The sequence below is a fragment of the Candidatus Bathyarchaeia archaeon genome (genome assembly GCA_035283685.1).
Lineage (GTDB): Archaea > Thermoproteota > Bathyarchaeia > Bathyarchaeales > Bathyarchaeaceae > DATETJ01.
In genome coordinates this window covers 318,375-338,280 of sequence record DATETJ010000002.1, presented here as the reverse complement: position 1 = coordinate 338,280, position 19,906 = coordinate 318,375, and the positions used below count along the sequence as shown (strand labels likewise).

Annotated in this window: 19 protein-coding genes; 9 read left to right on the top strand and 10 right to left on the bottom strand. The window is 49.5% G+C overall.

All coding sequences use genetic code 11. The features are described 5' to 3' along the window. Positions 1 to 228: 228 nt before the first annotated feature. Positions 229 to 1,773: a DNA-directed DNA polymerase II small subunit gene (locus VJ249_01915; GenBank protein ID HKZ93323.1), complete on the top strand. Its 1,545-nt coding sequence runs from the start codon at positions 229 to 231 to the stop codon at positions 1,771 to 1,773. 26 nt (positions 1,774 to 1,799) lie between these two features. On the opposite strand, the gene VJ249_01910 is transcribed toward VJ249_01915, so the two are convergent. After that, positions 1,800 to 3,053: an ORC1-type DNA replication protein gene (locus tag VJ249_01910; protein ID HKZ93322.1), complete on the bottom strand. Its 1,254-nt coding sequence runs from the start codon at positions 3,051 to 3,053 to the stop codon at positions 1,800 to 1,802. 685 nt (positions 3,054 to 3,738) lie between these two features. Between VJ249_01910 and VJ249_01905 the strand changes: the two genes are divergently transcribed. From VJ249_01905 to VJ249_01895, 3 genes are all read left to right on the top strand, one after another. Next, positions 3,739 to 4,164: a hypothetical protein gene (locus VJ249_01905; GenBank protein HKZ93321.1), complete on the top strand. Its 426-nt coding sequence runs from the start codon at positions 3,739 to 3,741 to the stop codon at positions 4,162 to 4,164. Between the two features lie 83 nt (positions 4,165 to 4,247). Beyond that, positions 4,248 to 5,255, top strand: a complete 1,008-nt coding sequence (locus VJ249_01900) for a DNA double-strand break repair nuclease NurA (protein HKZ93320.1) — start codon at positions 4,248 to 4,250, stop codon at positions 5,253 to 5,255. Beyond that, on the top strand, positions 5,248 to 6,807 hold the full coding sequence (locus VJ249_01895; GenBank protein HKZ93319.1) for an ATP-binding protein: 1,560 nt from the start codon (positions 5,248 to 5,250) through the stop codon (positions 6,805 to 6,807). The genes VJ249_01900 and VJ249_01895 overlap by 8 nt, the downstream gene beginning before the upstream one ends. On the opposite strand, the gene VJ249_01890 is transcribed toward VJ249_01895, so the two are convergent. The 4 genes from VJ249_01890 to VJ249_01875 form a co-directional block, all read right to left on the bottom strand. Then, entirely contained in the window at positions 6,797 to 7,522 is a 726-nt protein-coding gene (locus VJ249_01890; protein ID HKZ93318.1) for a helix-turn-helix domain-containing protein, read from the bottom strand. The genes VJ249_01895 and VJ249_01890 overlap by 11 nt on opposite strands. Before the next feature lie 210 nt (positions 7,523 to 7,732). Then, positions 7,733 to 8,215 carry a hypothetical protein gene (locus tag VJ249_01885; GenBank protein HKZ93317.1) on the bottom strand — a complete coding sequence of 161 codons (483 nt, stop codon included), beginning with the start codon at positions 8,213 to 8,215 and terminating at the stop codon, positions 7,733 to 7,735. Positions 8,216 to 8,892: 677 nt separating this feature from the next. Beyond that, positions 8,893 to 9,729 carry a carbon-nitrogen hydrolase family protein gene (locus VJ249_01880; protein ID HKZ93316.1) on the bottom strand — a complete coding sequence of 279 codons (837 nt, stop codon included), beginning with the start codon at positions 9,727 to 9,729 and terminating at the stop codon, positions 8,893 to 8,895. Next, on the bottom strand, positions 9,726 to 10,601 hold the full coding sequence (locus VJ249_01875) for an NAD+ synthase (protein HKZ93315.1): 876 nt from the start codon (positions 10,599 to 10,601) through the stop codon (positions 9,726 to 9,728). Before VJ249_01875 ends, VJ249_01880 begins: the two co-directional genes overlap by 4 nt. A 133-nt stretch (positions 10,602 to 10,734) precedes the next feature. Here VJ249_01875 and VJ249_01870 point away from each other — a divergent pair, with 133 nt between their 5' ends. Genes VJ249_01870 through VJ249_01855 form a run of 4 tightly spaced genes read left to right on the top strand, consistent with a single transcriptional unit; the run spans position 10,735 to position 15,494 of the window. After that, entirely contained in the window at positions 10,735 to 11,016 is a 282-nt protein-coding gene (locus VJ249_01870; protein ID HKZ93314.1) for a hypothetical protein, read from the top strand. Beyond that, positions 11,013 to 11,759, top strand: coding sequence for a geranylgeranylglyceryl/heptaprenylglyceryl phosphate synthase (locus tag VJ249_01865; protein HKZ93313.1), 747 nt, complete (start codon positions 11,013 to 11,015; stop codon positions 11,757 to 11,759). Before VJ249_01870 ends, VJ249_01865 begins: the two co-directional genes overlap by 4 nt. A 40-nt stretch (positions 11,760 to 11,799) precedes the next feature. Continuing rightward, the gene (locus tag VJ249_01860; protein ID HKZ93312.1) at positions 11,800 to 15,201 is read left to right on the top strand and encodes a DNA polymerase II large subunit; all 3,402 of its coding nucleotides are present in this window, start codon (positions 11,800 to 11,802) and stop codon (positions 15,199 to 15,201) included. 20 nt (positions 15,202 to 15,221) lie between these two features. Beyond that, positions 15,222 to 15,494, top strand: a complete 273-nt coding sequence (locus VJ249_01855; GenBank protein HKZ93311.1) for a hypothetical protein — start codon at positions 15,222 to 15,224, stop codon at positions 15,492 to 15,494. 8 nt (positions 15,495 to 15,502) lie between these two features. On the opposite strand, the gene VJ249_01850 is transcribed toward VJ249_01855, so the two are convergent. Both VJ249_01850 and VJ249_01845 read right to left on the bottom strand, forming a co-directional pair. After that, complete coding sequence (locus tag VJ249_01850) at positions 15,503 to 16,486, bottom strand: hypothetical protein (GenBank protein ID HKZ93310.1); 984 nt, start codon at positions 16,484 to 16,486, stop codon at positions 15,503 to 15,505. 16 nt (positions 16,487 to 16,502) lie between these two features. Next, the gene (locus VJ249_01845; protein HKZ93309.1) at positions 16,503 to 16,691 is read right to left on the bottom strand and encodes a hypothetical protein; all 189 of its coding nucleotides are present in this window, start codon (positions 16,689 to 16,691) and stop codon (positions 16,503 to 16,505) included. Between the two features lie 161 nt (positions 16,692 to 16,852). On the opposite strand from VJ249_01845, the gene VJ249_01840 reads away from it, so the two are divergent. Continuing rightward, complete coding sequence (locus VJ249_01840) at positions 16,853 to 17,755, top strand: DMT family transporter (GenBank protein HKZ93308.1); 903 nt, start codon at positions 16,853 to 16,855, stop codon at positions 17,753 to 17,755. A 2-nt stretch (positions 17,756 to 17,757) separates the two neighbouring features. On the opposite strand, the gene VJ249_01835 is transcribed toward VJ249_01840, so the two are convergent. Genes VJ249_01835 through glyA form a run of 3 tightly spaced genes read right to left on the bottom strand, consistent with a single transcriptional unit; the run spans position 17,758 to position 19,850 of the window. Then, positions 17,758 to 18,051 carry a MazG nucleotide pyrophosphohydrolase domain-containing protein gene (locus VJ249_01835; GenBank protein HKZ93307.1) on the bottom strand — a complete coding sequence of 98 codons (294 nt, stop codon included), beginning with the start codon at positions 18,049 to 18,051 and terminating at the stop codon, positions 17,758 to 17,760. Between the two features lie 58 nt (positions 18,052 to 18,109). Beyond that, positions 18,110 to 18,580, bottom strand: coding sequence for a DUF488 domain-containing protein (locus VJ249_01830; protein HKZ93306.1), 471 nt, complete (start codon positions 18,578 to 18,580; stop codon positions 18,110 to 18,112). After that, positions 18,537 to 19,850, bottom strand: coding sequence for a serine hydroxymethyltransferase (gene glyA / locus VJ249_01825; GenBank protein ID HKZ93305.1), 1,314 nt, complete (start codon positions 19,848 to 19,850; stop codon positions 18,537 to 18,539). Before glyA ends, VJ249_01830 begins: the two co-directional genes overlap by 44 nt. Between the last annotated feature and the right edge of the window lie 56 nt (positions 19,851 to 19,906).

Here is a 19,906-nt window from a genome sequence, read left to right as displayed (position 1 = left end):
AACTCTCTCGAACCCCGACCACCGGGTGACCACTGTTCAAGTATCAAAACTGGCGACTCAAGAATTCTTTTCGCCCAAGTCATCATCAAATCCTCACTGCGCACGAGTTTGACGCCGCAACGGCAGCGTTAACGAGCCTTCTGCACCTAAGGCGAAAGATAGAATTGTTAGGAGACACAAGGGAAGGTTTAATTGCGATGCCTAAGCGGAGAGGTTGGAGGACACTTAGTGAGCGAGCGACTGCACCGGGCTGTCTCATTCACAATACAGTCAGGTTATCAGCTCGACGGCGAAGCCTTCACTTTCCTTGAGACCTTATCGAAAACTGAAGATCCCGTTGCGCTAATGGAAAAAGTGACAAAGAGGATCGACGAAGCCGAACAAAAGCCTCTGTTCATAACTCGAAATCTCATCGAAGAAACCGTCACAAAGACGCCAGACACCCAGCTGGAAACAGCTGAGCAATTGGCTCCTGAACCTCCGCCTTTCTTCGAATCGAGAAGCGAAGCTTTCAGACCACCTGCAATGGACATTGCCTCCGACATCAAAGTGCTCGAAGATCCTACGCTCACGATGGACACGGTTGGATCAATGGAGGAATATCAAGAGTACTTCGTGGATCGCTTTAGGCGCCTGCAAAGATTCTTGAGGCAAAGGATGGACGCCAGAGATGCCTCCACAATTTCCGAAGCCCTAAAGGCTCCAGTCAACGCCAAAATCAAAGTCATAGGAATGCTTACAGAGAGACGCGAGTCCAAACAACGAGCCTTCTTGCGCCTCGAAGACATGGACTCTACTGTCACGGTAATGGTTTATCCAGACCTTGAGGGTTCAGTTCGCGAGCGAGTTCAAGCGTTACTCCTAGATCAAGTTGTGTGCATTAACGCAATCAAAGCGAAAAACGATCTACTCATCCTTGAAGACGTGCTTTTCCCAGACGTGCCTCAAAAGGCTCCCAACAAGGCAAAAGAGCCAGTCTACGCCGCGCTGATATCAGATTTACACGTTGGAAGCAAATTGTTCATGCGCGCTGAGTTCAACCGGTTTCTAATGTGGTTAAACGGGAAACTCGGAGATGAGCGTTGGCGAGAGATAGCCGGGCAAGTCAAATACGTGGTAATTGCAGGAGACCTAGTCGACGGTATAGGCATATACCCCAAACAGACCAAGGAACTTGCGATTAAGAACATACACCGTCAATATGCTGCAGTGGCCAAATACGTTGAGCATATCCCAGACTACATCGAACTCGTGATTACTCCAGGAAACCACGATGCCTCCCGGAAGGCGCTACCCCAACCAGCTCTTCCTAAAGAATATGCTGAACCAGTGTATGAGGCAAGACACGTAACCTCACTCGGAAATCCCTGCACTTTAAGCCTTCATGGCGTTGAAATGTTGACCTACCATGGGCGAAGTTTGGACGACGTTATTGCCAACACGCCCAACGCAAGCTTCAATGCACCAGAAGAAGCTATGAAACTGCTCCTTCGAGGAAGACACTTGGCACCAATATATGGTCAGCGCACGCCCATTGCACCAGGGAAACGCGACTTTTTAGTCATTGAGCGAATTCCCGACATTTTTCATGCGGGACACGTTCACGTGCAAGGCTACAGCAGATACCGGGGTGTACTCGTAGTAAACTCAGGAGCTTGGCAAAAGCAAACCGAATACATGAGCAAGCTTGGTTTGAACCCAACCCCCGGAATCATCCCCGTAGTCAACCTTCAAACTCTACAAGTGGCAACACTAAATTTCAATGCAGCATAAACCCAGACTTCGTGACCCTTTGCCCTTCAACGTCTGCTTCTCGAAACCAGAGTCGCAAGCTTTGGAGAGTACGTCATAAGCTGGCCTAGTCTCTCGTCATCGGAGTACACATTTCTGAAGAGAGCGGGAGTGATGCTTAGTCGTATTTTCTTGGTTCGCCCATAGCGACCCATGTTGACTACCTGCGTGTTAAGCAAGCCAATCACATCCAGTTCATTGATCAAGCCGCTGACCCTTCTCTGCGTCAACGGAGATATTCCTGCTTGTTCGCAGAGTTCACTGTAGACTTCGTATATATTGCCGGTGACGCAGCCTTCCGAGGCCTGTACCTTAAACAGAAGATAAACACTGCACAAGACCAGCTTTGAGTGGAGAGGCAGGTTCCGGAGGGCCTCTGTCATACGATCGTGTTCTATACGCTTCTCAGCCTGCCTTATGTGGCCCTCGAGGAGTTGTGGCGCTCCTTCACGTTCAGCCAGCTCCCCAGCGACTCGGAGAAGATCAAGCGCGCGTCTGGCGTCCCCGTGTTCAGCTGCTGCCAAGGCGGCACACAGACCTACGGCTCCTTCTGATAGCACATGTTCATGAAAGGCAAGCTTTGCCCGGTCGAGTAAGATGTCCAGAAGCTCAGCGGCGTTGTATGGTTTAAAAACGATCTCTTCTTCGCTGAGCGAGCTCAAGACCCGCGGGTCCAAGAATTCCTTAAACGTGAGGTCGTTGGAAATGCCAACCAGTGTTGTTTTAGCATGTCGTAGGGTTTCATTTATGCGGGTCAACTCGTACAGGATGACATCGCCTCTCTGTTTTATCAAAGCGTCAACCTCATCCAACACGGCGATAAAGACCCCTCGGTGAGCATCCAAGCCTCTGTGTAAACGATCAAAAACCTCGCCCAACGCCAAGCCTGTGAAAGGAACGCGTACACCAATTGCGTCACAGAGACCAGACAACACGCGATACTCGGTGCCTGCGATTCTGCAGTTCACGTAGCAAACGTTTACAGGAAGATTGAGCTGAGCCGCTTTTTGAGACAATTTGTTCAGCACGAATTTCATGACAGCCGTCTTGCCCGTGCCCGTTTTGCCGTAGACAAAGATGTTCGAGCATCGTTCACCTTTGAGGACAGGGGTCACGGTCTCGCCCAAAAAACGAACCTGCGCTTCGCGGTGAGGCAGTGTTTCCGGCACGTAATCGTGTCGGAGCACCTCTCTGTTTTCCAGAATCTGCTTTCCATTCAGAAAACCGTCGAACACGCAACTGAGAACGTCTGTGTTATTCAAGTAGGCCCTTCCTCTCTCCAGTTTTATCGAAGCCCAGTCAGAGAATGCTGAAGCACGCATAAGTACTGCAGTACAAAAAAATAGATACAAAGCTGAAACTCCAGATGCCCAGTTGATCAGCGCCGCTCGCGTCGAAGAGTGGGAAGATACCCAGACACCCCTTGTTTTCCCTTGGACAAAAGAAGCGGGAACGTGATTACTACGAGGATCGGCGCATCCATAGTGAAGAAAAATTCACTAACATCAAAGCACAAAGCCTCGCGTGCTGAGTCGTCGCCGACACAATGAAGGGTTGCATAGGAAATTGAGGGGTGGGAGCGAGAACAACTCTCTGGTAGCTTGACCGTTAACTGCGACACAAGTTTCCTGCCAGTTGCGTCCAGTGAACGAAACACGGTCTCGGTACGACGAAAGTCAGCGTTTGTCGAAGTTCCCGAATGCGGCGAGTTTCACGCCTCGTTGCAAAATAGGAATAACCCCTAAGTTTCCACTGGAGGAACAGGCTGAGAACGAACCAATTTGTACTCAAGCCACTACGTCGCCAGTGAACACTGTGAAAGCACACAACTCTAATAATGTGTTCTTTTGTTCTTTCGGGCATCAAACAGCTCTTTTCGCCTCGGCGCATTCACCATAAACCCTATAACTCGTGAGGTGTTAATCCGTTAAGCAAATTGTGATTTAGATGCCTGCAAAGAAAATGCGAGTGGAAGTCTTCGACGGAGGCGGAAATCGTTACACCGTAACCTTTGACGGCCAGGTCACTCGGGAGAAGGCACTGCGCCTTCTAGACATCGTTGAACTGCTCGGTGGCATGCCCGGAGTGAATCCCCAAGAGAGTGTGCCGACCTCCGAGTTGCCTAAACTGGAGAAGATGCGCCTTGTCGTAGAGAAGCATTTTCCGATTGTGTGGTTTGCCGCAAAGGATGTCCAGAACGTTTACGAGCAAGAGATGAAAGAACCCGTAGCCTTGAGCATGGTTTCCACGTATTTGACTAGGTTGGCGGGCAGAGGCTTTCTAATGAAGGCCGGCGTTTCCAACGGCAAACGTTACCGGCTCGGCGCTCCTAGGACAGAGAGCCAGCTTAATCTCGCAAAAGATAATAAATGAACGCACAGTTTTCTTAAGGCAGGCGAGCTTAACTCTACGAATCTACCTTGCCATGTATGGATGGATCCTTCGTGCTGAGCAGAATGAGTGAAGACTTCGCAGAAATGCAACGACGTCTCAGTCTCTATGTGGAGAAGGGAAGCGTTGCAGGGTGCACGGACGCAAAGGCGGAGCCAGTTATTGCCATAAAAGCGGACAGATCTAATATTCAACCACTGCCAAAAATGGGAAAGTTTGATGGCCATTTCCTAGCGGTAGACTGCTCCACCCGGACCCTCAAGAGAGCGAATAATTGGGGAGTATACCTTATGAGGGCAGCATATGCCGTAGTAAAGGATCGTGTTGTCGACTGGGACTTCAAAGAAAGAATGTGCACTGCAATAGGAGACGCATATACTCGTAGTAACCTTCTCACAGATGTGAGAATCGAGCTGGAGAGCCAAATGGCGCTTGACCTTTTGCACCAGAAAGACAGGTCATTTTACTACGAGGATACGTATCCTCGTAGTAGCTACCTCTTGCTTGACGGGGGAGGATATTTCGGCGGCGACAGAAAATTTCGAGTAACACTTTATGACGAGTGCGAGAAAGCCGAAATCAACCTCTTGGCCGTCTGCAAGAACTCTCCGTCGCTTCGAGACGAAAAGGGGCGGGATCTTATAGCTACTACGAGTACACTCTCTCCCTACGACACTTGGGTGTGCCATCCCATAAGAGAAGCGGACAAAGACAAGAGCTTGTACGGCGACATTTCTCTTGTTAAGTTGAGTAGAGATAGTCCGCGCGTTTTTCGCTGCGATATCATGGAATATCTGACAGAAAGGGGAATCAGTGAGGTGTTGGCTCCACTCACTACGGTGGCGGAGGATCCTAGAGCCCTTGGATATCCCATTCCACTCTTTCTCGCTCACGAGTTCTCGGGGCCTTCAGACCCGATGCTTCTCTCATACCTTGATGAAGTCGAAACCTCACTTACCGAGGCAGGATTGCTGGACACGCTTCGGCGAGAGGAATACACATGCAGTTTTGCAGATGAACTTCATGGCGTGAAATACCCATTCAAGAGGGAGATGATTGCTGACTATGTCTGAGCCAATCGCGTTCGTGTGTGGAACTAAAGGAGATTCTGTTTCCTTCTTCCTTAATCAGGGCATCAACCTTTCGTTCGGGCAGATTGTGCGTATAGATTCTGGGGAAAGAAGCTTTTATGCAAGAGTTGTTAACGCTGAGAGCAAATCCACTCTCGACACTATAGAGCAACTACGTGAAGCGCAGGGAAAGGAAGCCTTCGGTCCATACTCGTCTTTTCGGTGCGTTGAAGCCATCTTGTTTCTGGAGAGGCGAGGAAGCCGGGCGCGCTCTCCAACGTTCAACCCTAACTACAGGGACAGGGTCTTCGCCGCTGATGGGGAGGACTGCAAGATTCTAAGGCTTTCAGGGGAGTTAGAGGTTGGTAGCCTGCGCTCTGGCGAGCAATTGCTCGGATCGGCTGGAATCAACATTGAAGCTATACCCTTAATGATGGGCATGTTCGGGATGACTGGCTCCGGAAAAACAAACACGGAACTGATGTTAAACGCCCAGATAATTGATAATAGCCCCAAGACCGTGGCGCTCATCTTCGACTTCGCTGGGCAACTGCTTGAAGGCAAGGGAATCAAGCCTCAAAAGGGCCTGAGAGACCACCCCTTGTTCCACAGCAAGGTCCAGTATTATTCCGCTCGAGACGGCAAGATGTCTGTCGGTTTGTACACAATCACGCCTGAAAAACTCATCACGCTTTTCCCTGACATAGGCTTGCCACAGTTTAGGTTAGCCCGCAAGCTTTTCAGGAAACTTGGCAAAACGTGGATCGAGGATTCGCGTGAAGCTTACGGTGCCGAAGGCTATCAAGGAGTCGGGCGTCTGGCAGACTACAAAATGAAGCATGTAGTTGAAGCTTTGATGCTGAAGGTGTCGTCATTGTCTCACGATCTTTTCCCGTCTTCAGATTATAGTTTCATTGATAGCATCACTCAGAACGTTTGCAGAGGAATAACCTGCCTAGTCGACATATCAGGGATTAGCTCAGATGAGCAGAACAAGATCACATGCCTTACTGCATCGGCAGTGGCGCAGCACTATAAACGCATCTGGGAAGAAAACTACGAGGACTGGAAGGAGCTACCCACTCTTCTCATAACTTTGGAGGAAGCGCACGAATTCCTTGATCCAAACAAGCCCAAGACAATCTTCTCCGACATAGCCTTAACATACCGAAAATACCGTGTGGGACTCAACGCCGTCACACCCAGACCCTCGAGAATCAACTTCGATGTTTTCGCTGAACTGTGGACAAAGGTGCTTATGAAAACCGAGTTGCGCAAGGATCGCGTCTACTTGACTGAGAACACGCCGTATTTGGAATACAGCGACACAGAGATCAAAATGCTCGACGTTGGAGAGGCTCTGCTGATATCAGAGCCAAAAATCAGATTTGCTGTTCCCGTGAAGGTCACGCATTTCCCCGAATATCTTGAGAAGAAAGGAGCAGCGGATTACGGACTGCAGGCGTCAAAGGCTCACGCAGACATGGATGAAAAGCTTAGGCGTCTTCGAGAGGCTGGCGGAAGCGCAGTGCAGGAAGGCTCAGCTAGGCTTTAGCTTCGCTTTTCTTCAACATTCTCAGCATTTCCTCTTTTACTCGATATGCGTAGGGGGTTTTAGCATCTCGGCGCTCCAAGTAACCGCCTTCATAAAGCTTCTTCATCAACCTGGCGGTGTGCTCTCTGGTCAATCTTATGATTTCTTGTACCTCGGGCGCTGTTCTTTCGCCGGAAGGCGAGGTCGCGATGAACTCTAGCACACGAAGCTCCGTGTCAGTCAACGGCGCGAGAGCTTGTTCCCGTTTCAAAGGAATAGCCGCTTCGATTTGGGACTCGGTTACGGATATTGCACGTTTCTTCCACTCTTCTTGCGCTCTTGCCAAACCTTCGACTTTCTCTGTCAAGCCACTCAAGACGGTCTTCACTGATTCGACCTCTGGAAGCGTCTGCACTTTTGAACTGAGTTCTCCTAGGCCTGTGGTGATGCGGTCTTCTTGCTCATCAAGTCGTCGAGAAAGCTTCTCGCCCCTAGCCGCTTGAACCTCAATCTTCTGCATGGCTACACCTACCTCCTCCTCTTGCCTGCTGAGCTGCTTGTCGAAGCTGATCACTATGTCGCTCACAGTGTTCTTAGCCTCCTCATATGCCTTGGAAGCCTGCCTGACTCGCTTGTAGTATAACAGAGTCGAGGCCATTGTGAGAAAGATGAAAAAGACTGTGAAGATGAAAAGAGGCTCAGCAACTAACAACGTCTGTCTCGGAAAAGGGAACATTCCAACCGCGCCGTGATATGACTGTGATTCCAGATACCCCTGAAACATCACAGCAACATCACAAACCAGGCCAAGCGTCTGTGACATCACACATCACGCACAACAATACATCTCCATTGCGAGTTAAGGTTTTCGCTAAAAGAATCATCTGAGCAACATTCCGAGAACACGGCTGCGATGGAAACCTGAGCCATGATGTGATTTGTGATATCACGTTTTTGACAGAGACCTCGGACTGGACAGTTTTTCAAGCGTGACTTCCAGTTCTTCTCGCAGCATGTTCACAATTCTCAACTGTTCGGTGGCAAGATTGTTGCCTGTTAAAATGTCTTGATAGGCGCTGACGTATTCTTTGAGTTTGCTGGCAATCTCTAGGTAGGGGTCTAGCCTTGTGTCTTCAAACACTCCGAGGTATCCAAGGAGAATGATGGTGTAGATTGACTGGATTATGTTCTTTCTGGCCTGCTTCAACGTATGATTAAAGGCTCCACGGCTTATTCCTGCCTTCGATAGGCGTAAAAGGGCTTTTTCCTCGTTCGTTAAGGATTTTCCTGCAATATTTGGACCTAGAAAGTCAATTGCAAGCGTCTCTAGCTGAGTTTTTGTCAAATGACTATTCTTTATGAGTATTTTGATTACCGGGTCATTCGTTGAGCCGATAAGCCACTTTTGAACGATCTCTTTAAACGACATTCGGGCAACCGCCAACACAGCTTGCGAGGATACAGTTCTGTATACGGGGCGACGGAAAAAAATTGCGGTTCTGCCATTACAAATGTAAAGGTTCTATGCAAAGACAACATACTTCGTAGAGAGGCAGGTGGCTGAAACATTACGAGGTCGTGCTTGAAAAAGCTGTTTACTACCGCACGCCATTGGGAAACAGCGTAGCTCGAAGGCACAACTTGTGCTTGACGGGAAATTCCCACCGCTACCAGTCTTCTGTCACTTAAGAGCCGTGGCAACGCGACCATTAACTTTACGACGTGATATCACACATCACACGGTTGCCAATAGATGGTTTCACGAAGTGGTTAGCGTGTGAGAGCGTGTGATACGTATGTGATTTGAGCGGTTGAAGTATAGCAGGTTTTTGCGGTCTCTGTTTGTCATCGTTGATGATGCGCTTGCGTTGCTGAAGGCTTCAGGTGAACTGCAAGATTGGAGACTCGGTTACGCAAAGGGACTTGCCTCTAGGCAGTTTAACCTCAGTAGCATCGCGGGGGAAAGGGCCAATCTTGCGGTTAGGGTCTGTGATTTCGTGTGACCTTTGTTTCATGTTGCTTACGGAGGACAATAAGGATGATGTGATCTGGTGATGTCACATGACCGTGTGATTGCGTGTGATGTTACGGATCACGGCATGGGCTTTAGAGTTTCTCGGCTTCTTCTCGCAGTTGGTCGAAAACCTCTGGGCGTAGGTCGCGAAGAGTCGGAACCCAAGCTTGAACGCGGTTTATGTCAGAGTAGTCTATTGTCGCAGTAGTCATGTCGTCCACGTCGTACTTGGCCCGTGCGATGAGGCTTCCACTTGGAGCTATGATTCGGCTTCCACCCCAAAACTGCAGTCCGTCTTCGATGCCTGCGAGGTTCGCGAAGGCTAGAAACACGCTGTTTTCCATGGCTCTCGCAGCAGTTAACGTCTCGAAGAATCCTCGACGAACAGATGGCGATGCTGATATGCATACAATGATGTTTGCTCCTTTCAAACTGAGCAATCGGGTGACTTCGGGGAAATATATGTCGTAGCAGATGATCATGCCAATGTTTCCGGCATCCGTTGGAAATACAGACGCCTGATATCCTGGGCGGAAGTAGCGTTTCTCCTCGAATACGCTGTGCGTGGGCAAGTGCATTTTCTGGTATTTGCCAATGTAGCCTCTTGGTCCAACTAGAACAGCGGAATTGTGCAGGACGGCGCGGGCCTTGGCGCTTCTCTCAATCATCCCAAAAACTAAGTATATGTCCTCTTTCGCTGCGATCTTCTCAATTTCGTGCACCGATGGACCGTTGGGCACTGGTTCAGCCAGCTCGTATGCTCTGTCTCTAACAACGTATCCAGTGAGAGCGAGTTCTGGAAAGGCAATCAAATCTGCCTTATTCTTTTTGGCTTTGCGGATCAGCTTCTTCATGGTTTCCATGTTGCGCTGCTTGTCTCCGACATGGCAAGACATTTGCCCTAGCGCAATTGTGATCTTGTCACTCATCCTCTCTTTCTCTCCGTTCTTTTCCTTTGGTCAGGTTGAGTATATGGTAGCCTGAAGTCTGCTCCCACTGTTCTGTATTGCATCTTCATGGTTAAAGGTGCTCGCCTCTTGTGTTCCATGGACAGCCAACGCGTCTTAATGTCTTCAACGCGTTTCGGCGACAGGTTTAGTTGCTTAGCGATTTCTTCAGCACTCATGAAATTCTCAAGTCCGAACAGGATTAGATCCAATGTCTCGTATTTAATGCCAAGTTCTTCCTCTGCAAGTTGCTCTGGCCAGAGTTTGGGGGTCGAAGGTTTTGCCACGATTTCAGCTGGGACTCCTATGTACGCGGCGAGTTGCCTAACTTGGGTTTTGTACAGGTCCATTAAGGGTGAAATGTCGGCTGCCACATCGCCCCATTTCGTGAAGTAGCCCATCATGGTTTCGGATTTGTCAGATGGTCCTACCACAATTCGGTTTTGATGGTTAGCATGGTAGTAGACGCATATGGCGCGGGCTCTTGCCTTGATGTTTCCTTTGCTTACCAGATCCTTTGGGTCAAATGCTTGGATCGCCTTGTAATACGCTTCGAGTATGCCCGTGATGTCAAGACGTTCGAGAACGAAGCCGAACTTCTTGGCCAGCATCTTGGAGTGCTTAAAGTCAAGCTCTTCTCCCGTTTCCCTTTCAGGCATGTAGAGCGCTAGCACGCTGGGGCCTCCTATGGACATGGCTGAGAGTGCAGCTATCGTTGAGCTGTCTATTCCACCCGAGAGTGCCAGAACTATTCCCTTAGCGCCGACCTTTTGAACGTAATCTTTTATGAAACGTTCAAGGCGGACTGTGGTTGTTTGCAAGTCGAGTTTGAGAACTTGTTTTGTCAGCATCATGTTGAACCGTTTCCTGAAGACACGCTGTCCGTGAACAATGAGTATGCTGGGTTAGTGCGCAAATATTTAAGTTGTGATGCGCATGAAGATTGGGTTCAGAACAGTTTATTTCAACACCAAGGAGAGTGCCAGAGTGGGTAGACGACGGAGAAAGGTTGTTCGAATTCCAAAGAAGAGGTTGCCCAAGGTTTTTACTTGCCCTCGATGTGGCAAAGAAGCAATTCGAGTTGAGCTCTTGAAGAGTGAGCAGCGCGCTATTCTTCGCTGTGGAAGTTGCCAACTCAGAAGCGAAATGCCTATGAAACCAGCATACGGCGACGTAGACGTATACAGCGCGTTTATGGATCAGTGGTACTCCGGAAAAGCAACGATAGTGACACCTTCCGCCACTGAATCCAAGCCGGGAAAAACATGACTGGGCGTGTCGAAAGATACCTGCTTAACAAGATACGACAGGATGAGGCAGTTCACCTAACCCTCTTAGACCCTGAGAAGGCGCCGCCAGACATTGCAGCAAAAACTGCCCGCGAGGCGGAGAAGGACAAGACAGCGGCGATCATGGTTGGCGGTTCAACTGTTACATCAACGCAGCTTCTTGAAGCGACAGTGAAAGCCATCAAAAAAGCTGTCAAAATACCTGTGATCCTATTTCCAAACAATATTACTGGCATCTGTCCACATGCCGACGCTATATGGTTTATGTCGCTGATCAACTCGTCAGATCCCTATTTCATTGTGGGCGCACATGTCTTAGGAGCGCCGTTAGTCAAGAAGTTCGGCTTGGAGCCATTACCCTTAGGCTACATTATCGTTGGCGAAGGCGGGGCAGCCAGCCTCATTGGGCGCGCGTTTCCCATACCTTTTGACAAGCCTGAGCTTGCAGTTGCACACGCTTTGGCAGCTGAGTATCTCGGAATGCGCTTTGTCTATCTGGAGGCGGGTTCGGGAGTGAAGAAACCTGTGCCACCAAATATGATTAGGATGGTTAAGGACGCGGTCAAGGTTCCTTTGATTGTTGGAGGAGGTATAAGAAGCGGCCAACACGCTAAAGAAGCTGTGAGGGCTGGAGCTGATATGATTGTCACTGGAAACATCACAGAGGAAGGCAGCACACTGATCAGGCTGAAGGAGTTAATCAGTAGCGCAAGAAGCGAATAGCGTCACGGCTACGAGTTGGGGGCACGCTTTGAGCATAAAGATGAGCAGAGAGTACCGAGAGTACGCGACGTCTCTGGAAGCCAAGCTTAATCAACTCTTTGAAATTGCCGAGAAAGCACGAGAGAAGCATCTTGACCCCGTCGCTCGACCTGAAATTGACATCGCAAAGGATCTTGCAGGGCTCGTTGAAGGACTCGTGGGTCCGCCTGGTGTGGCGGAAAGCATACGGGAACTAAGCGAGAGTCTGCCACGAGAGGAGTTAGCTTTCAAAATTGCAGAGGAAATCGTGTACGGCAAGTTCGGACATCTGCAAGCCCAAGCTGCGGCTGAACAGGCTGTGAGAACAGCTCTAGCTATATTGACTGAGGGGATAACTGCTGCGCCTCTTCAAGGTGTGGCTCGTGTCGCCATCAAAGAGAACCCTGACAAATCGAAGTATCTGGCTGTGTATTTTGCTGGACCTATACGTTCAGCTGGCGGAACTGACCAGGCATTGACCTTGGTTGTCGCTGATTTCGTTCGCCGGCTGCTTGGGCTGGAAAGGTACAAGCCTCTGCCCGAGGAGATTGCGCGTTTCACTGAGGAGCTGCGGCTCTACGAGCGTTCGATCGGTAGGTTTCAATACAAGGTTTCGGATGACGAGCTAAAGAACGCCTTAGAATTGCTTCCCGTGGAAGTAACGGGCATCGAATCGGACCGTTTCGAGGTTTCTTCCTTTCGCAACCTGCCTCGCATAGAGACAAACTGTGTTAGAGGTGGTGCTCTACGGGTCGTGAACGATGGAATCGTTGGACGTTCAACCAAGGCTTGGACTGTGATCGAGAAGCTTGGGATTGAAGGATGGGACTGGCTCAAGAGGGTGAGGCAGATTCAGGAGAAGAGAAGCGTGGGCTTCATGGAAGACGTGATCGCTGGGCGGCCTGTGTTCTCGTTTCCATCCAGCCACGGTGGCTTCAGGCTGCGTTATGGAAGAGCTAGAAACACAGGTCTAGCCGCCATGGGCATTCACCCAGCTACAATGCTTGTTCTTCAACGTTTCTTGGCGGCTGGCACTCAGCTTCGCATTGAAGCGCCGGGGAAGGCAGGAGTGGTTCTGCCCGTTGACGGTATCGAAACGCCCATAGTGCGCCTTAAAGATGACTCGGTTGTTCGTGTCTCCTTGGAGAATTTTGAGTCTCTTAAAGATCAGATTGACCGCGTGCTGTTTGTCGGCGACATTCTGGTTAGTTTTGGCGACTTCCTATACAATAACAAACCCTTGTATCCTTCGGGTATAACTGAGGAATGGTGGGCTCAGGAACTCAGAGCTGCCATCCAGCGGCACTTCAACGGCAACTTGGAATTGGCATCCTCCAAACTCCAGCTTTCTTCGAGTCGACTCAGCGGTTTGATGAACGACGGATTCTCCGACCACATAAGTGGACATGAGGCTTTGATGCTCACTTCAATCCTGAGGGTTCCACTTTATCCGCGCTACACATACTTTTGGAAAAGCCTCAATCAGGAAGATTTTGGACGGTTGAGAGTTTGGCTTCGAAACTCGGAGGTTCGCGTTGAAGGTGACGTTGTTCAAGAGGTTGCTGGGGCAAAGGAAGATGCTGTGAAGAAGTTGCTGGAAAAACTGTGCATTCCACATCGTGTTAATGGCGATAAGATAGTAGTTGCCGGCGACGATGCGGAAGTATTTGCGGCTTGTCTGGCGTGGAACACTGAGGATTTGCCATTGCCTGAATCCAAAGATGCTTGCCAAATCATCCATGAGATTTCAGGAATTATTGTCAGGGAGAAGGCGCCAACGTTCTTAGGAGCTAGGATGGGGCGTCCTGAGAAAGCCAAAAGGCGAGAAATGCGTCCTCTGGTCCATGCCTTGTTTCCCATTGGCTTGTCTGGTGGTTCTCACCGCAACTTAATTGTTGCTATGGGAAAAGGCAGCGTTTCAGTGGATTTGGTGCGGCGGCGTTGCCCTGTGTGCCGTGAGTTTACCTTCAGGCTGACATGTCCTAGTTGTCGCGTTGAAACCGTGTGTGAGAAGTATTGTCCTCAATGCAAACGTGTTGTCAAAGACGAGACATGCCCAGCATGTGGCAGGTCAGCGAGAAGCTTTGAGAAACAGCTGGTTGACCTGAGACAGTTAGTTAATGAGACTTGTGAGAGGTTGGCTGTTTCGCAGCCTGAGTTGATTAAAGCTGTCAAGGGATTAATGAATGAAACCAAGACGCCTGAAACCTTGGAGAAGGGGCTTCTGAGAGCAAGACGCGATCTTTCAGTGTATAAGGATGGCACCATACGGTTTGACGCCACGAATGCGCCCTTGACACATTTCAAACCCGCGGAGGTCGGTGTCGCCGTTGAGAAGCTTCGTCAACTGGGTTACGCCATTGATCAGCATGGCGAGCCCTTGGTTAAATCTGATCAAATCTGCGAGTTGAAGGCGCAAGACGTCATCATATCGCGGAGATGCGCTGAGTACTTCGTTAACGTAGCTGCTTTCGTGGATGAGCTACTGGAGAAAGTGTATGGTCTTCAAGCTTATTATGACGCCAAGGGTACTGAAGATCTAATCGGTCATCTTGTCATCGGCTTGGCACCACATACATCGGTGGGCATTCTTGGAAGAGTCGTAGGCTTCACAGAGCTAAGCCTATGCTACACCCATCCGCTGTGGCATTCGGCTAAACGGCGTGATTGCGACGGCGACGAGGACGCTTTGATGCTGGCTTTGGATACGATTCTGAACTTTTCTAAGGTGTTTCTGCCTGCTCAAATCGGAGGAATAATGGATGCGCCTTTGTTCATCATTCCAACAGTGAACCCTCTTGAGGTGCAGCGTCAAGCTCACGAGGTTGATGTGGCTTCAGCGTACCCTTTGGCGTTCTATGAAAAAACGTTGGAAGGGGCATCGCCTCACAGTGTGCGAGGCTTGATTGACATGGTTGATCATCGATTGGGTCTGGAAAGCCAGTTTGAAGGTTATGGCTATACTACACCTGTCTCTGATATTAACATGGGTAACAAGGAAAGCATGTACAAGAAACTGGGCAGAATGATAGACAAGTTGAACGCGCAGCTTAGCTTGGCTGAAAGAATTGACGCGGTTGATGCCCGACGTGTAGCGTGGAAGGTTCTAACTACGCATTTCATGCGAGACATCGCAGGCAACCTTCGGGCTTTTTCGACGCAGGGTTTTCGCTGCAAGGGATGCAATAAGAAATTCAGGCGTACGCCGCTAAAAGGCAAGTGCACTGAATGCGGCGGCGCTTTAACTCTGACGGTTTATCGTGGCGGCATCGAGAAATATCTGGACGCTGCCGAACATCTGATTCGCAAGTACAACTTGCCACAATACTACTCGCAGCGCCTTGTCATGGTACGCGAAGAGATCGATTCTCTGTTTGAAGGCAAAAAGCCAAAGCAGGTGAGCCTGAAAGACTTCGTAGCCTAGCTCAGTGGATGTGGCGAAAAGTGAAACGTGTTTTTCATCCTCGAGCGTTTCTGTCTCGCAAGCGAAACGTGAGGCTGGGGTTGATTGCACGAACCCGAATATTGCAGGTCTTGGAGAAAAAGGAGTCTGATGTTAAAGGCGTGATGGGCTCCGGCGGGCTCAGCTATAACGTGGTCGTTCATCACCTGCGGTTGCTTGAGGCTGAAAGGGTCATTGTCCGAAAGAACCAAAAGAAACCTTATGTTTGGCAGCTGACCGGCGTCGGTCAACAACGTCTTCCAAATATGGGGTGATGAAGATGCTAGCTGTGGCGTGCTGTTATGTCTACGTTTCCTGTCGTAGTGGTTGCCGTTATATCAAGTTGCCTGAATGGTGACGTGGCGTACTCTGGCGTTTGAGCATGAAAGCTTGTCGATGATTTGGCTACAATCGTAAATCCAATAGTGTCGTCTGCGTTCACCCTTCCTGTAGTCGTCGACGCTACGATGTCGGATTCGATGTTGGTTACGGTCAGGTTCAATTTGACTAACCCTGTTGAAGTCTTCAGCTGCACCGTGGCGTCTCTGGTTTGAAATGACGATTTAATCGTCGCCTCGATGCTTCCAGTGGCTGTGGTTGCCTCCAGTTCTCGCAACTGCTCTGTATTGGCCAGATCTGCTTGGACGTTGCCTGTAGTTGCTGTGAGAATCAGCCTTTCCACTCTTGTTGCGGCTGCTGGGACATCGGCTTGTATGTTGCCTGTGGAGGCTATGAGGTGAAGCCGGCTTTTCAAGTTTTGATTAAGCGTTATGTCGACTGTCACGGCTGTTGATGTGGCGTTCACGGTCAACTCTTCAGCGTTGACTGAGTACGTGAAGCCGACTGAGGGGTTAAGAAATATGCCGTATTGTTTTGTGAAAACTACCCTGTAAATCTGACTTTGATTGCTTGTGAAGGAGAGTTTTATGGAGCCAGTGCCCACCGCGATTGACAAATCCACTTCTTCAACTGCAGGAGCCTGCGCCCGAGAAAGCTCATAAGTTTCGACTGTTGTGTAAGCCGTTAGTCCAGCAGGTCCAGAAGCAACTAGTCCGAAGGCGACTATTCCAATCATGAAGACTGCAAACGCTGGAAAGGTCGGTCTGAAGCCCAGTAGCCCTGCAGTAATTATGATTCCGCCAGCCAAAGCTAGCATTATTGGCAGCGCATAGGGAATGGTGACACCAGAAACGGTTATGAGACCGGCAGAAAGGAGAAGCAGCCCTCCGATAATGTACCAGAACGCTTGCCTAGGATCTAGAAACATGTTCTGGAGCCCTCGATTATGCCTGGCGTCCGCCCGAGCCCCATCTGATGAGGCCGCCAATCAGAATCAGAATGCCGACCAGAATGAGTATTCCGGGAAAGAAGTCTATGACATTGATGTTGTCTAGATAGAAAAGCATGCCTAGACCAACAAGCAGGACGCCGACCCAAATCGCGCCCCATATTTCGGAAGGTCTTCTTGCCATACAGTCTTCCTCAGTTGAGCCACTGTTATGGGTTGAAATGAAAGAAAAGCCTTTTGGGATTCGGTGAGAGTGCTCGCGCTTTTCTTATATAGTACATTGAAAGCGAGTAAAGGCTCTGGGGTTGAGAGAGTGTTGGACTCGTATTCTGGAAGGTTTCCTGATTGAATCGAAGTCAGATCTATGTGATCTTGGCAACTTTGGGCTTCAGCTTCATCCTGATATTCGCAACAGTGTTGAAAGACACGGGGATGTCGAGTTTCGAGCAGTTGTTCTTTCGTCTAGTCTTCAGTTTCCTCATACTGACTCTCGCAATGTTGTTTAGGCGGAGGTTGCTTCTGACTAAGAAGAAAGACGTTCCTTTCTTCGCCACAATTGGTTTCACGTATGCCTTCTTCGCTTTATCTGGGCTGTCGGCTATAGCCTTCGGCACACCGATTGCAGTCTCTGTGGCACTTGTCTACACTCAGCCAATCTTCACAGCGGTGATTGCTTTCTCGACTCGGAAGGAGAAAGTAACCGTTGTCAATGCTGCCGTCGTTGTCTTGGGTGTTGCAGGCGCCTTTTTTGTCTCAGGTTTGAACGTAGCTAACCCGGAAATCAATTTGGGCATTGTGCTTCCCGTTCTTGCAGGTTTGTTGTATGCGGTTTACCTTTGGTTGAAAAGGCAGGCGCCGACGCGTGAGTACACGCCTTTTCAGGTTCTGTTCCAAACTTTCTTGTTTGCCATCCCTGTGCTCTCGATCGCATGGGTGGTCTTTAGAAACTTCAGCGTTGAGCCATTGTTCGTTGGCTTCTCGACGCCAGACCTTGAACAGCTGGTTCTGTTGTTCTGTTTTGGTTTGTTCAGCACCGTTCTTCCATATGGGTTGCTGAACTATGTGAGTGCTGAGGAGGTTTCACCTACCACCGAAGGAATGCTTCTTCTGGGCGACCCGCTGCTCCACACATTTTGGGCGATGATATTCTTTGGCGAGTTCATTTCCGTGATTCAGTACGTGGGCGCTGCTCTTATCTTAACTTCAGCAGCAATCAACCTCAAAATGACAGCAAGGAGCGCGGGCTGAACTCATTTCAGCTGAGGGCATTCGCAAGGTGCTTTTCGGCATTTTGGACATACATTATCATACTTGGATGTGGCTGCTTTTTCGAGATTCAGGTTGACAACGTTTGCGAGGGACGTCAGCCAAGCCAAAACGTCGGCGAACTCGTCCTCTAATGCCTTCTTGTTGTTTCCTTCTAATGCCTCTTCCAGTTCCTCAACCTCGTCCTTCAGCCAGTTTAATGTGCCCATTGCGCCGCGCTGCGAATCGCGAAGGAAATAGATGCGTTTCATCATGGCCTGAAACTCTTGGATATGCAATCTATCAGCCTCTATGTCTAAACGTAGTCGCACATTAGCTTCTGTAAAAGGGACAGGCTTAGAACTTAAGGAGACTGGTCTGCGTCTTGGCGATGATGTGGATGACTTGAACATGTTTTTTCTCCAAGTAGGCTGATATGAAGTGGCGATGGCAATATCTTGGGTTAGGCTCCATGCACATGATGTTAGCTCGCTTTTGTGCAGCCATCTCGATCAGTCTCTGCATTCCGTCCTTGAACAGCTTGGTTCTCATGTGCTTTTGATAGCCGCCTGCACGGTAGCCTCCAAGCTCCTTTCCTAGCCACACGTATTCCACACCGTTTTCTGGTAGCCATCGTTCCATTTCTTCACGTTTGAAATGCTTAGCCTTGGATGTTGGGAAGCTGCGAACGTCAACTAAGACTTGGACTTGGTGTCCTCGTAGTAATTCAAGAAATGCTTCTTTTGATCTGTTGCTGTGTCCAATCGTCCATATAGTTAGTGGTTCAGCGGATTTTGACGTATTTGTACGCTTCGGTGGCGTTTTCAAAACAGTAGTGCACCTTTTGATAATCCTTTCTGAAGGCTATTACGTCTTCCTTGACTTTGTCCACCGATTCTTTGTCAATGACTACTCGTTTTATGAAGTCGGCTATTTCCTTCATCTCGCTTTCTTTCATGCCTAGCCTTGTAATCTCTGAAGCGCCAAGGCGTATTCCGCCTGGATGCATGAAATGTCGTCCCTCTTTGATGTCCCATGGCAGCAGGTTCCGGTTGATTATAATGTTCGCTTTCTCTAACTGTTCTTCTATGGTTCCGCCGTCGCCCTGCTTGGTTATGTCTATTATGACTACGTGTGATTCTGTGAAGCCTTTGTGCTCTGCCAGAACGTTTAAACCGCGTTCATGCAAAGCCTGCCCCAACGCCTTCGAGTTCTTGACGATTTGGCGAACGTAGTCGCGTCCAAACTCCAGCATCTCAGCGCACGCTATGGTCACTCCTGCCAATGCATGCAGATGATGGTTGCTAACCATGCCTGGAAACGTGGCTCGCTTAATCTTGTCTGCGTGTTTGTCCCATGACAGCACTCCGCCATGCTGTGGACCAAAGAAAGTCTTGTGTGTGCTCAACGACATCACATCTGCGCCTTCGCGTAACGGATCTTGAAACACTCCGCCTGCAATCAAACCTGCCACGTGAGCTGCGTCGTAGCCTACCGTGGCGCCTACATCGTGAATGGTTGAAACTAGGTCTTTGACTGGATGGGGGAATGGGAAAACGCTTCCGCCAAACATCACAAGTTTGGGCGGCTTGCCCTCTTTTGCGAGTTTGCCGATTCTCTCCTTTGCCTTGTCAACGTCAATGTTCATTTCCTTGTAGTCAAGCGGCAAATACTCCACATTTAAACCGTGCACCGCGCCTGCAGTTCCGCCAAACTCCTTCTTGCCCATAGTTATGTGACCGCCGCTTGGAATGGACAGCGCCATCATGACATCACCGGGCTCGGTAAACGCCGTGTACACAACCAGATTAGCGACCACGCCTGAGATTGGGCGGACGTCCACAAACTCAGCCTTGTACAAACGTTTCATCAAGTCGCTGCATATGAGCTCTACTTGGTCAATGTAAACGCAGCCTGCATAGACGCGTTCGCCGGGCCAGCCTTCCGCGTATCGATTGCCAAAATCCGTGGTTAAGGCTTCTCGAACCGCTGGGCTAGGCACGTTTTCGCTGGCTATAAGCGGGATGGATTCTTGAAACCATTTATGATGTTGTTGTAACAGTGCAAACGTCTTTTCATAAGCTTCGCGAGCTGACATTACTTAGATGCTCCTAGAAACCCTATAATCACCATCCATCAGAGAGATAAAACTTT